Source organism: Psychrobacter sp. JCM 18903 (genome assembly GCF_000586475.1).
GTDB lineage: Bacteria > Pseudomonadota > Gammaproteobacteria > Pseudomonadales > Moraxellaceae > Psychrobacter.
In genome coordinates, this window is sequence record NZ_BAWJ01000002.1 from 86555 (window position 1) to 99208 (window position 12654).

Here is a 12654-nt window from a genome sequence, read left to right on the forward strand (position 1 = left end):
ATATCGATATGAAAAAACGTCGTGCAGAGCTAGTTAAAATACGCCAGTCTTTTGTTTATCAGAACTGTTTGCCGCATTATTATCAACGACATCCAGCACGCGGCATTCGTGTATTGATTTTATGTTTTTCACGGCGTTGGTATGTTATGACGCTGGTTTTTCTTCAACTGTCTTGGTCTAAAGAAAAGGTGAAAAAATATGCTTAATATTGATTTGTTGCCTCAGCCTTTACGCAGTGATGAAAAAGGCCAAAAGTGCTGTTGTTTGCTGCAACAGACAACAGCTAACGGGCAAATGACTGAGAAGGTATTGTGGTTTGTATATCCAGCGAACTTGCCAATGCCAGAAGACGATGATTGTGATGCTTATTTACTGGCCACATTGTTGCCCGCGATGCAGATGCGAGCAGCCATTCATGTGCATGGTAGCGTGTCGCATGAGCTATTAGCCAACCTGACAGAGCTACAGTATGTTTGGAATAAGTGGTTGCCAGAGCGTTATTTTTTGATTGATATACAAGTGGATCGTATGCGAGAACAAGACTGGCATGTAGGTGGTGCGATTGCTGCATTTTCTGGTGGCGTTGATGCTCAGTTTACCGCTTATCGTCATGCGACAGGCAGAGCAGGATACGCCACACGAAATATTAAAGCAGGGGTTTTTGTGCATGGCTTTGATATACCTTTAGAGGATACAAAAGGCTTTGCCAGTGCAGCAAAAATAGCGGCAAACACACTCGCAGATATCAATATCGAGCTATTGCCAGTTGAGACAAATATTCGCACGCTTTGGTCTATCAACTGGGAAGACTATCATGCTGCTGCTATTGCCTCAGTATTATGCGGCTTGAAACGATATGCAGGCATTGGACTCATTGGTAGTGGTGATTCTTATGATGTATTAATTAGTCCTTGGGGCTCACACCCAATCACTGACCCGCTGCTAAGTTCTGGCGACTTTAGAGTGATTCATGATGGTGCAGGCTTTAGTCGTTCAGAGAAGATTCAAGCGCTTGCAGCATGGCCATTGGGTATAGAGAATTTACGTGTCTGTTGGGCTGGAGATAAGCATGATAGTAACTGCGGTCGCTGTGAGAAATGTGTTAGGACGCGTCTCAATTTTTTGGTTGCAGGTATAGATAACCCTCAATGTTTTAGCGAGCCCATGGACTTATCACTTTTTAAATCAATGGCTATAAAGGGCAGGGCTGTCAGCATAGATTGGAAGTTAATTCGTCATGAGATGATTAAAACGGGTAGAGGTCTTGAATGGCTGCCATACATTGAAAAAGCACTCAAACGTAAACCACCCCCTAACTTGAATAGATTGTTTCCTGTTGGCTCAAGGCGTCGTATGTGGGTGAAGAAGCTGTTAATGAGAAACAAATAAGGGAGCATTAAAAATGAATATTGCTGCTATAAAAAAGCTCATACCACTCAAACTAAAGAAACATTTAGCCGCTTATATGGGGGCGAGAGGTTTACCGTTACCAACTGGTAAACGGTGCTTTATTTTTCTTGCCGCTGACTATGGCAATATTGGTGATATTGCTATTTCTCACGCGCAAAAGCAGTATTTGCAACGTGTGCTGACGGATTATGATGTTGTTAGTGTTGCTATCAGTCAAACCAGATTTGTGCTCAATTCCATTAAACAGCAAATAAAAGAGACGGATATCGTCACTATCATCGGCGGCGGTAATATGGGTGGCACGTATCCTGATATTGAGGAGCTGCGCCAATTAGTCATCAAGTCATTTCCTGCCAATCGTATCGTTTGTTTTCCTCAGACACTAGATTGGAATGATTCTATTCAATCTAAACGTGCCTTGCAGCGTATTGTGAAAGTTTACGCCAAGCATCCAGATATACATGTTTTTGCCAGAGAGTCGATAACAGCGGCAAAACTCATCGAGCTTTTTGCTGAGTACAGTAATGTGCATATTGGTCTCGTACCAGATACTGTGATGAGCGCGAATGCAACAGTGCTGGGTACGACAGATTGCTTAGCGCCTTCAGGTATTTTGCGCTGCTTACGAGATGACAAAGAAGCCGCATTATCAGCTGAGCAATACGCCATGATAGACAAAGCCTTAGCAGATACTGGCTATCAAATTGAAAAGACCGATACACACGCTGGTGGTTCGCAACTCGATGAGGCACATTGCACAAAATTACTGACGGACAAGCTTAGCCAATTTCGTGCTACAAAATTGGTCGTGACTGACCGGCTGCATGGCATGATTTTATGTCTGCTATCGGGTACGCCGTGCTTGGTACTCCCGAACTCCAATCATAAGATAAGACAGACGCAGTTGGACTGGTTAGGCGGTCATCCAAGGCTGGTGTTTTTAGAATTGGAAGAGATTGCTGATATTGCAACATTCATCGATAGCCTCCTGTCCCTGCCTCACGGTACGATGGATGAGTCTCCAGTTGATATAGCTGAGTATGATGACCTAAAAAAAGCGCTAGTAGCGATATGACGACTATCGAAACGCCATTAGTGAGTGTCATCGTACCAGTGTATAACGTTGCGTCATATATCGATGCTTGCTTAGCATCCATCAAGCAGCAGACTTATCAGAATATTGAAATTATCGTTGTAGAAGATTGCTCCACTGATGATTCAAAACAAGCACTTGCGTCACATCTCATAGATGAGCGCATCAAAGTCATTCAGCATCATAAAAACAGCGGTCTTTCTGCGGCACGTAATACTGGTATCAAGTCTGCGATAGGCGAATACATGATGTTCGTTGATTCTGATGACACTATAGACCCCCGCTTGGTGGCAGCATGTGTGGATTGTGCGCTCACCACGAATGCAGAGGTTGTAACATATGGTTTTACACCGTTCAAAGATGGCATCACAAAGACAGATCTGCCGTATCCCGCTAGAAATTTAGCATTTGAGGCAACCAAAATAGACGGCTCATATTTTAGCTTACCGCATTTTGCATGGCTCAAATTTATTAAATCTAGCGCAGTGCGGTCGGCCTCGTTACAGTTCCCAGTGGGTCTGTACTACGAAGACTGGCCTTTTCATTGGCATATTGGCTTAGCTACTAATATTAAGTATCACCTGCCCATTGATTTTTATCTATACAGACAGCGTGGCACGTCGATCACAGGGTCAACAGATAAAAAACTATTAGACCTTTTCGTTATCCACGCAGAAGTCATTAGTTTAGTAGAGGACTATCAAGCGGATGAGGTTAAAAAAACACTCGCCAATAAAATTAAACAAAGTCATTGGAGTATCCTTACTCGTATAGATAATGACTATTTAGCAGCTGCATTGGCACAAGCTAAAAAAGCAGATAAAACGTTACGACTAAAGGGTTATAAGAGCGATTTGACCGTAAGAAATATGATGATTAGTAATATAGTACGTATGCCGACGCAATTTGCCTTGCTGATGTTACAGGTGCTTCGTCAAGCGCTAGACAAAAGAGCAAGGGTTAAAGGTCAAGAGAAAACAGATTCAGAATAGTTTTGAAAAATACGTTTGGTTTTATGGCTTCTTAATAGGTAAAGAGATGACTATTCAGAGAGTGCTGCATATAGTGGGAAAAATGGATCGGGCTGGGGCAGAGACCATGCTTATGAATCTATATCGTCATATAGATCATAGCCAGATTCAGTTTGATTTTATCACTTTTACTGAGGAGGTCGGCGACTATGATGCTGAGATAATAGCGCTGGGCGGTAGAGTTATACCTATTTTAGCCAGTCATTCATTAGCGCGTATGTGGAAGCTTAAACAATTCCTTAAACAACACCCTGACTATCGAATCGTTCATGCACACATGTTATTAAACAATGCCTTTCATCTGTTAGCCGCGAAAAGTGCTGGCGTGCCGCATCGCATTTCACATTCTCATAGCACCAGTAATGGTAAAACCAATGTTATTAAAAAAATATATGAACAGTGGGCGTTCATTACCAATCGTAAATTGGCCACGGATAAAATGAGTTGCGGTGAACAAGCAGCAAATTACCTATTTGGCAGCATAAAAGACGTGTGGCTATTGCCCAATGCTGTTGACATACAGCAGATGATGACAGTCGCTAACCAATCAAGACAGTATATCGGTAAAGAATTTGGCGATGAGGGGCTAAAAATCATCCAAGTTGGTCGTCTAAATGAGGTTAAAAACCATCAGTTTTCTTTAGAGATCGCTGAGCAGTTAAAAAAACGTCAAGTCGCTTTTACCTTATATATTGTTGGGCAAGGTTCATTGGATATGAGGCTCAGGCAACAAGTAGCAGATAACTCACTCCTAGATACGGTCAAGTTTTTGGGGATGCGTACGGATATCACAGAATTAATGGCCAGCGCCGACTATATGATCATGCCTTCGTTACACGAGGGTTTCCCTGTCGTCTTGGTCGAGAGCCAAACAGTTGGGTTAAAGGCGCTGGTTTCTGACCAAGTATCGCCTGAAGTAGATTTAGGACTTGGATTAGTACAGTTTTTACCGATTCATTCAGCCAAGGATTGTTGATTGCTTATTAGCGTCTAAACAGCCAAAGCCCAATGAAAAAGACATAACCGCAGCGCTGAATTTATATGGATTTAATGCTGCTACCAATGCGCAAATACTAATGCAAAAGTACTTGAGTATGTGACGGAGTGGTTGCTTCTTATTTATAGTCGTTTCAAGGTAGTTTGGACGGAATAAGAAAAAAAGCGAGGTGAATAGGAAGGCTATAGTTATATAGGTACTGGACGGTAAAAAAGATACTAGACGGTGTAAATATGCCACCATATCCGATTTATATAAGATTGACGACATCTACTTTTATAGAGGGTTAAATGCTTCCATACCTGCTGGTTCTTAGCCTTGTTATTTTTTGGATCGTACTGGAGAAAAAATCTCTCAATCGTACGTCTTTTTGGCTGCCGCTAATTATATTGACATTGTTTGCAGGCCTTCGTAGCTATCGAGTCGGTACGGATACAGGAAACTATACGAGAAATTTCAACAGCCAATTGAATGCCGAATACTTTAGGTTCAACGAAGACATTGAGTTCGGTTATCAGTTATTAGAGTATGCGTTGTTACGTATGACCACTCATTATTTTTGGCTGCTTGTCATTACCAGTTTAATTATTGTCTATTGCTATCTTAGAGTGATTGAAAAATACAGCGTAAATTATTGGTTTTCCGTATTTTTATTCATTACATTAGGCGTTTATGCTTTTTCTTTTAATGGACTGCGTCAAGGATTGGCAATGGCGATCTTTACCTTGACCATTCCTTATCTGTTGGAAAAACGATTTATTCCATACCTGCTGATTTGTGCAATTGCTTCATTGTTCCATGTAACCGCATTATTTATGATTCCATTTTATTTTATCGTTAATTTAAGAATAAAGCCCTTATATAAGATTTTGGCAACATTTTTAGGCTCGCTATTAGTGAGTGGGGTATTGGTCGCTTATATTTCTTCTACTAATGATAGATATGAGGGCTATGCGAAAGCATCCGATGAAGCAGGCGGGTTTTTAACGCTTGGTTTTTACACGGCTATCATGATTTTAATCATCTTGGTCAGTTATCTGTATAAAATTAAAGACAAAAATTTTCAAAAACTCATAACGTTTTATGCATCAGGCGTGGTTTTTATCATACCGTTAGCGATGTTGGGTACCAGTCCTTCAGGTCCTCAAAGGCTGCTTGCGTATTTTACATGGATATTGGTTTTGATACTGCCTATGATTTTAAAAAGAATTAATAATATTTATTTATATATAGCGAGTATCGTTATTTTTCTCATGTATTTTGTCTTGACGACATCGAGATTTAGTAACTTGAGTCCGTATATTATCAATCCGATATTTGAGGTTTTCTAATGAAAAATCAGACATATATATCTATTGGTATTCCCATTTATAATGCTGAAGCGTACTTAGAAGACGCTATCAAATCTATATTGGCTCAAACGCATGAGTTATGGGAGCTTATATTGATCGACGATGGCTCTACTGATGCGTCATTGGCCATCGCCAAGCGTTTTGAAGAGTCTGACCATAGAATAAGGGTCATTGCTGATGGCATAAATAAAAAACTGCCTGCTCGATTAAATCAGCTTATTGAAGAAGCTAATTATGATTATATAGCGCGCATGGATGCCGATGATCTCATTCATCCAGATAGACTAGCGATTCAATTACGTTTTTTAGAAAAAAATCCAAATTATGATTTGGTTTCTACAGGTGTCGTGTCTATTGATAATTTTAATAAAGTTTATGGTTGTCGTCATGTCGACCAAATTTACACGGAATTTAAAGAAATAGCCGCGGCTTATCCTATTGTACATGCTGCTGTTTTGGCAAAAAAGAGCTGGTATGAACGAAATAAATATAATGAAAATTATCCAAGGTCTGAAGATTACGATTTGTGGTGTAGAGCTATCTCAAATCAAGATTTAAATTTAGCGGTATTGCCCGATTTACTATACTATTATAGAGAAGAAGGGAATTTATCATTATCTAAAATAACCAGATCATATAAAGACAGTTTTAAAACGTACTGTGAATATAAAGGAAACAGTTATTTAGGTTCTTTGAAATTATCAGCAAAACTGACAACGGTCAATTTTTTAGATTCGATAGGATTGTTACAAAAGATAGCCAATAAAAGAAATAAATTAACAATATCTGACACGCTAAGAAATCATCATCAGTCAGTGGTAAATGGTATTTGTGCTAAATGACATTGTTTATAAAACGTCACTTATAAAATAATATGTAAAAAATACTGAGGTGCTGAAATGACATTAAAGATATGCTTTCTAATGACAGATGCGGTGTCATTTAATGTGCTATATCGTGATCAGCTTGAATACATTAGAGATCACGCGGATGTTGAGATCACCTTAATCTGCGGTGGCGATAAACAGCAGTTAGATATTTTACGTGAGCGCAAAATAGGCAAGGTGATTAATTTACATTTTCAGCGTAAGCCTTCTTTGCTTAAAGATGCTCAGTCACTCGCGCTTTTAACCCGTTATATGCTATCGAATCGTTTTGATGTGGTGGTTTATTTAACGCCTAAAGCCTTGTTATTAGGGAGTATCGCAAGTGCTGTTACATTGCAAAAGAGACGAATTGCTTTTAGCGTGGGTAGAGCCTATGAGAATTTTTCAGGTTTAAAAAAGAGGGTGTTTCAGGGTCTGGATATATTAAGTTTTGGCTTATCTCACGAGGTTTTATTTGTTTCTGAGTCTTTGCTCAGCGTATGCCTAGAAGAAAATATCCTCAAAAAAAGTAAGGCAACTGTCATTGATAATGGCTCATTTAACGGCATCGATACTGATTTGCTGCAACCTGTGGTTCAGCTAGAACAAGAGGCATTAAGAAAGAAGTACAAGATACCTGAAAATACCTTTGTGATTTGCGTGGTAGGACGAGTTTGTGATGATAAAGGCTTCAAAGATATTGAGTATATATCCGAAAAACTAAGAGCAGAAAACGTCTACTTTATGTTCATAGGAGACTGTGAAGACGACGTAGGAAAAGTAGTCGTTGAGAAAGTTATCAAAGATAATAGAGGTGTGTATATACCATCCAATCCAAATGTACACGAGGTTTTTCAGTGTGCTGATTTACATTTATTTTTGAGCTATCGTGAAGGGTTTGGCAGTGTCGCTATTGAAGCAGCAAGTTGCGCCGTTCCAACTTTTGCCTATGATGTCGTTGGTGTAAAGGATAGTGTCAAAGAAGGTATCAGTGGTCGAAAATTTAATTTTAAAGATATGTCGTCTGTCGCCGAAGCGATCAGTGCTGCTGCTACTGATAAGGAATTTGAAAAAAGATATCCTGATGCAAGAGACTGGGCCATTGCAAATTTTGAACGCAAGCAATTGTGGCAAAGTTATTTAAGTTTTTATTTACGTAATAGGGATGACCGCGTAAACGACAAAAGGCGGGCTGCAAAATGATAAAGCGACTATTTGACATCACGGCGGCCACGGCGGCTTGGTAATATTATCTCCTGTTTATGTTATTACGGCTTATAAAGTCAAAAAAAACTTAGGATCACCAGTGATATTTAAACAAACTCGCCCTGGTCTAAATGGCAAGCCGTTTGAGATGATTAAGTTTCGCTCGATGAAAGATGCTATCGATACAGAGGGTAATCCTTTAGAGGATGATGAGCGTTTGACGGCATTTGGTAAGACCTTGCGTAATAGCAGTCTCGATGAGCTGCCTGAACTATGGAATGTGATTAAAGGCGATATGAGTTTGGTGGGGCCGCGACCATTATTGATGGAATATCTGCCGCTATATAATGATGAGCAAGCGCGTCGCCACCGTGTACGTCCGGGTATTACGGGATATGCACAAGTTAATGGTCGTAATGCGATTGGTTGGCATGAAAAATTTACGCTCGACACATGGTATGTCGATCATCGGTCATTATGGTTAGATATTAAGATTTTGATTAAAACAGTAAAAAAAGTCATTATCAAAGATGGCATTAGTGCTGATGGTGAAGCGACCATGAGTAAATTCACAGGTAATAGCGTCGATAAAAACACGCTTTGATGAGGAACGCATGCTAAATACTCCTTTTTCACCTTGGCCTAGTTTTACTCAGCAAGAAGCGGATGCGGTCAGTCAAGTATTGCTATCCAACAAGGTCAATTATTGGACAGGGCAAGAATGCCGTCAGTTTGAAGAGGAATTCGCTGACTGGGCGGGTAGCAAATACGCGATTGCATTGGGCAACGGAACTTTGGCATTGGACGCGGCATTGCAGGCACTTGGTATAGGTGTGGGTGATGAAGTTATCGTGACGCCGCGCACTTTTATTGCCAGTATCTCCTCAGTGGTTAATGCAGGCGCGACGCCCATTTTTGCGGATGTTGATGAGGCGACAGGGAATATCACTCCAGAGTCGATAGCGGCGGTATTGACGGACAAAACCAAAGGCATCGTCTGTGTGCATTTGGCAGGTTGGCCCTGTGATATGGATGGCATCATGGCACTGGCAGATCAGCATCATTTATATGTCATTGAAGACTGCGCACAAGCGCATGGTGCACGCTACAAAGGTCGTAGCGTTGGCAGTATCGGTCATATTGGCGCGTGGAGTTTTTGCCAAGATAAGATCATGACCACAGGCGGCGAGGGCGGCATGGTCACCACCGATGACGAGCAGCTATGGCGAAAAATGTGGGCGTATAAAGATCATGGCAAAAGCTATGCGGCGGTCTATGAGACCGAGCAGCTGCCCGGCTATAATTGGCTACATGAGAGCTTTGGCACCAACTGGCGCATGACCGAGATTCAAGGCGTTATTGGCGTATTCAATTGGCACATATGAGTGACTGGATAGCGAAGCGCAGTGCTAATGCTCAAGCGATATTAGAAGCATGTGCCAAATGGGAAGAAAAAGGCTATCTATCGGTGCGACATTAGAGCAAGATTATCAGTTTCCAAACTCTACCCATGCCTATTATAAATTGTATGTTTACGTGCAACCAAATAACCTAGCTGAGGGCTGGACGCGTAATCGCATCATTGAAGAAATAAATACGCTAGGCGTGCCTTGCTATTCAGGGTCTGCCTCAGAGGTATATTTAGAAAAAGCATTCGATGATACAGGCTTGCGTCCAGAAAACAGACTGCCAATAGCAAAACAGTTGGGAGAGACCAGCTTAATGTTTTTGGTTCATCCTACCTTAACCACTGCCGAAATCGCGCAAACGGTAGATGCAATCGATCGCGTATTTGCTTCAATGATTCAGTAATGTGAGAATATCGCTTATTAAGGCGTGTTGATTATTTATAAGGTGTTGCGGCTATAGGTTTTTATTTTTGATTGGACTTTCTTATAAAACGGTAAAAGTTGTCAAGGTTGCATTGGCAATGACATGATATTGCTAGATTGGCGAGTGATAGAAATTTATAAGTATCCAAGTCTTATCTCACGCTAGGATTTTTTAGTCCAGACAGGTACAATATCAGTCTTAATCATACATTGATCAAGCATAAGACAGGCATGCAAATAGTTGCGGGCGCTGTCTTTCTTTTTTTATCGCACCCTCTATTGGAGTTACTATGTCAACTGCCCAAGGATCTGCTACCGTTTTGGACGGTAAAGCACTTGCTAAACAAATAGAACAGCAACTGAGTACGCGTGTAGACGCTATCAAGAATAAAACAGGACGCACCCCAAGCTTAGCGACGATATTGGTCGGCGACGATCCCGCTTCTGCGACTTATGTACGTATGAAAGGTAATGCTTGTAAACGTGTCGGCATGGATTCTATACGCGTTGAGATGCCAAGTGCGACGACCACTGAAGAGCTGATGGCAAAAATAGATGAACTCAATAGCAATCCAGACGTCCATGGTATTTTGCTGCAGCACCCAGTACCTGCACATATCGATGAGCGTGCTTGCTTTGAGCAGATTGACTTGGCAAAAGACGTCGATGGTGTGACCTGTCTTGGCTTTGGTCGTACGGCGATGCAGCAGAGCGCTTATGGTTCATGTACCCCGCAAGGCATCATGCACTTATTAGAGCATCATAATATCGAGCTTGCTGGTAAGGAAGCCGTAGTTGTAGGTCGCAGTGCCATCTTGGGTAAACCAATGGCGATGATGCTATTGAATGCCAACTGCACCGTAACTATTTGCCATTCAAGAACGCAGGATTTAGAGTCGCATATTAAGCGTGCGGATATCGTGGTTGGGGCAGTGGGCGTGCCTGAACTGATCAAAGCTAATTGGATCAAAGCGGGCGCTGTGGTTATCGATGCAGGCTTTCATCCAACGGATAATGGCGGCGTCGGTGATATTGAGTTGCAAGGTGTTGAAAACATCGCCAGTGCTTATACGCCTGTACCGGGCGGCGTGGGTCCAATGACCATTAATACCCTCATTCGCCAAACCGTTGATGCGGCTGAAAAATCTGCCGGTTTGAATATCGGCTAAAAAGAGAGTCATACGAATACTGATTGCCGATAAATAAGGGGCCTGAGGTAATATGTACTCAGGCTAAATCAACCACATCTCAGTTGATAGGACCTAAACATGGCTAAAAAAAACGTAGGTGTTCATGAGCGACTACAAGGTATCGGTAGAGAGTTTGTCGATGTCTGTCATTACGTTATTTTATTTCTAATCAGTGTGGTTGTCGTTTGGACCGCCGGCAAAGAGTTCGTTGGTATTGTTCAAAAAGGCTCAGCGGATTTAAAAGACATATTGATGTTGTTTATTTACCTTGAGCTGCTGGCCATGATAGGTATTTATTTTAAAACACACCGTCTGCCGGTACAGTTTTTGATATTTATCGCGATTACTGCTTTATCACGACATTTGGTGGTTGATGTACAGGCGGTCTCAGACTATTTCCATTTATGGCTGCTGGCGACAATTTCTGTGGCCATTATGCTATTGAGCGGTTCTATCGTAGTATTAACTTGGACAGCAAAAACGTTTGGCCGTCCAGAGGACAATCTTGATAAACAGCATGCAAACTTAACGATTAAAGCGCTGTTACCTGATAATGCTCAAGCGCCTGATAGTCATACCAAGCATCGCCGTGAATAACTATTAAATAGCAGCATAAAAAAGGGTTACCACTGGTAGCCCTTTTTTGCCTTCTTAACTCTCACATTTTATTGTTTGAGCGTTAAATGCCCTTTAAGAAGGTCATTAATGTTTGTTTTTGCGTGGCGGATAACTGTGTAAAGCGCGTCTTTGTACTTTCTGCTTCACCACCATGCCAGAGTATCGCTTCAGTCAAGCTGCTGGCACGACCATCATGCAAAAACCGCGCTTCTGGATCACGTGCCACAATGCCAATTCCCCACAATGGCGGTGTACGCCACTCAAAGCTTTCTGCATTTTTCTCTTTCACGCTGTCATCTAGTCCAGCGCCCATATCATGCAGTAATAAATCAGTATAAGGATAAATGTTTTGCTGTGATAGGAGCGGGAAGCGATCACTATTGCCTGTTTTTTGCTTGGGTGTGTGACAGCCAGCACAGCCGACTTGCGCAAACAGTTGCGCTCCTTTATTAAAATCTGATAAATCGTCTATTCGCCTTTCAGGTACGGCAAGGGCGGTCATAAAATCGGTCACAGCGTCTAGACTGCTGTCTGAGACTTCTGGAGAGCCGCCATTCGCTGCCGTCCAACAAATAGGCTGATTTACCGTACAGTTAGGATCCATAAATACCGAGGTCGTCAAACCCATATCTTGCGACATGGCATTGGCGTTTTGGGTACGTAGACTGCTATTAATGCCCTTCCACCCAAAGCGGCCAATGCGCTGCTGTTTGCCATCTTGTACCCAATGTACGCGGCCACTGATACCGTCTTGATTGTTATCATCAGGGTCAGCTGCCGCAATGATATTCGCTTCAGGAATCAGGTCGAGCAAGCCCATGCCGACCAATTGCGGTGAGATACGTCCGCTAATCGCTGTATTTCCTAAGGGTTGATTAGGGTCAGTTGGAGTAAAGCTAAACTGTATGCCAGCAGGTTTATCATTTTGACTGGGCATCGCTGCGTAGCGCATGCTCTTCGGGATGGATACTTGTGGCAATACTTTGATGCTGCATTTGTTCACCGTAATAAGCATGTGGCAGGCCTTGCTTATTACCCAACCGGAATAAAATCGCATCA

The 12654-nt window shown here is 41.9% G+C and carries 11 protein-coding genes and 2 pseudogenes; 12 read left to right on the plus strand and 1 reads right to left on the minus strand.

Annotated features, from left to right (window positions below; all coding sequences use genetic code 11):
* Positions 1–8: 8 nt before the first annotated feature.
* The 12 genes and pseudogenes from TT12_RS01905 to TT12_RS01960 all read left to right on the plus strand — a co-directional run bounded on the left by TT12_RS01905 (position 9) and on the right by TT12_RS01960 (position 11574).
* Complete coding sequence (locus TT12_RS01905; protein ID WP_207803957.1) at positions 9–206, plus strand: hypothetical protein; 198 nt, start codon at positions 9–11, stop codon at positions 204–206.
* Positions 199–1389 carry a hypothetical protein gene (locus TT12_RS01910; RefSeq protein ID WP_201605347.1) on the plus strand — a complete coding sequence of 397 codons (1191 nt, stop codon included), beginning with the start codon at positions 199–201 and terminating at the stop codon, positions 1387–1389. Before TT12_RS01905 ends, TT12_RS01910 begins: the two co-directional genes overlap by 8 nt.
* A gap of 13 nt (positions 1390–1402) precedes the next feature.
* Positions 1403–2485 carry a polysaccharide pyruvyl transferase family protein gene (locus TT12_RS01915; protein ID WP_045451725.1) on the plus strand — a complete coding sequence of 361 codons (1083 nt, stop codon included), beginning with the start codon at positions 1403–1405 and terminating at the stop codon, positions 2483–2485.
* Complete coding sequence (locus TT12_RS15145) at positions 2482–3495, plus strand: glycosyltransferase family 2 protein (RefSeq protein ID WP_201605345.1); 1014 nt, start codon at positions 2482–2484, stop codon at positions 3493–3495. The genes TT12_RS01915 and TT12_RS15145 overlap by 4 nt, the downstream gene beginning before the upstream one ends.
* Before the next feature lie 46 nt (positions 3496–3541).
* Complete coding sequence (locus TT12_RS01925) at positions 3542–4510, plus strand: glycosyltransferase (protein WP_207803958.1); 969 nt, start codon at positions 3542–3544, stop codon at positions 4508–4510.
* 311 nt (positions 4511–4821) lie between these two features.
* A complete protein-coding gene (locus TT12_RS01930; RefSeq protein WP_045451727.1) occupies positions 4822–5862 on the plus strand; it encodes an EpsG family protein in 1041 nt (346 codons plus the stop codon).
* Positions 5862–6725 carry a glycosyltransferase family 2 protein gene (locus TT12_RS01935; RefSeq protein ID WP_045451729.1) on the plus strand — a complete coding sequence of 288 codons (864 nt, stop codon included), beginning with the start codon at positions 5862–5864 and terminating at the stop codon, positions 6723–6725. Before TT12_RS01930 ends, TT12_RS01935 begins: the two co-directional genes overlap by 1 nt.
* A gap of 81 nt (positions 6726–6806) precedes the next feature.
* A complete protein-coding gene (locus TT12_RS01940; protein ID WP_207803959.1) occupies positions 6807–7952 on the plus strand; it encodes a glycosyltransferase in 1146 nt (381 codons plus the stop codon).
* A pseudogene (locus tag TT12_RS01945) lies at positions 7949–8559 on the plus strand (sugar transferase). Before TT12_RS01940 ends, TT12_RS01945 begins: the two are co-directional and overlap by 4 nt.
* Positions 8560–8569: 10 nt before the next feature.
* Positions 8570–9767: pseudogene (locus TT12_RS01950) on the plus strand (DegT/DnrJ/EryC1/StrS family aminotransferase).
* Between the two features lie 310 nt (positions 9768–10077).
* On the plus strand, positions 10078–10956 hold the full coding sequence (folD, locus tag TT12_RS01955; protein WP_045451733.1) for a bifunctional methylenetetrahydrofolate dehydrogenase/methenyltetrahydrofolate cyclohydrolase FolD: 879 nt from the start codon (positions 10078–10080) through the stop codon (positions 10954–10956).
* Between the two features lie 99 nt (positions 10957–11055).
* Positions 11056–11574: a phosphate-starvation-inducible protein PsiE gene (locus TT12_RS01960; protein WP_045451736.1), complete on the plus strand. Its 519-nt coding sequence runs from the start codon at positions 11056–11058 to the stop codon at positions 11572–11574.
* Between the two features lie 82 nt (positions 11575–11656).
* On the opposite strand, the gene TT12_RS01965 is transcribed toward TT12_RS01960, so the two are convergent.
* Positions 11657–12610 (minus strand): di-heme oxidoredictase family protein, encoded by a 954-nt coding sequence (locus TT12_RS01965; RefSeq protein WP_207803961.1) that lies wholly within the window; start codon positions 12608–12610, stop codon positions 11657–11659.
* Positions 12611–12654 lie beyond the last annotated feature (44 nt).

Excerpts from the sequence above, each read along its gene's own strand:
- TT12_RS01915 (WP_045451725.1), top strand. The coding sequence starts at position 1,403 with ATGAATATTGCTGCTATAAAAAAGCTCATACCACTCAAACTAAAGAAA.
- TT12_RS01910 (WP_201605347.1), top strand. The coding sequence starts at position 199 with ATGCTTAATATTGATTTGTTGCCTCAGCCTTTACGCAGTGATGAAAAA.
- TT12_RS01965 (WP_207803961.1), bottom strand. The coding sequence starts at position 12,610 with ATGCTTATTACGGTGAACAAATGCAGCATCAAAGTATTGCCACAAGTA.
- TT12_RS15145 (WP_201605345.1), top strand. The coding sequence starts at position 2,482 with ATGACGACTATCGAAACGCCATTAGTGAGTGTCATCGTACCAGTGTAT.
- TT12_RS01940 (WP_207803959.1), top strand. The coding sequence starts at position 6,807 with ATGACAGATGCGGTGTCATTTAATGTGCTATATCGTGATCAGCTTGAA.
- TT12_RS01960 (WP_045451736.1), top strand. The coding sequence starts at position 11,056 with ATGGCTAAAAAAAACGTAGGTGTTCATGAGCGACTACAAGGTATCGGT.
- TT12_RS01935 (WP_045451729.1), top strand. The coding sequence starts at position 5,862 with ATGAAAAATCAGACATATATATCTATTGGTATTCCCATTTATAATGCT.
- TT12_RS01905 (WP_207803957.1), top strand. The coding sequence starts at position 9 with ATGAAAAAACGTCGTGCAGAGCTAGTTAAAATACGCCAGTCTTTTGTT.
- folD (WP_045451733.1), top strand. The coding sequence starts at position 10,078 with ATGTCAACTGCCCAAGGATCTGCTACCGTTTTGGACGGTAAAGCACTT.
- TT12_RS01925 (WP_207803958.1), top strand. The coding sequence starts at position 3,542 with ATGACTATTCAGAGAGTGCTGCATATAGTGGGAAAAATGGATCGGGCT.
- TT12_RS01930 (WP_045451727.1), top strand. The coding sequence starts at position 4,822 with ATGCTTCCATACCTGCTGGTTCTTAGCCTTGTTATTTTTTGGATCGTA.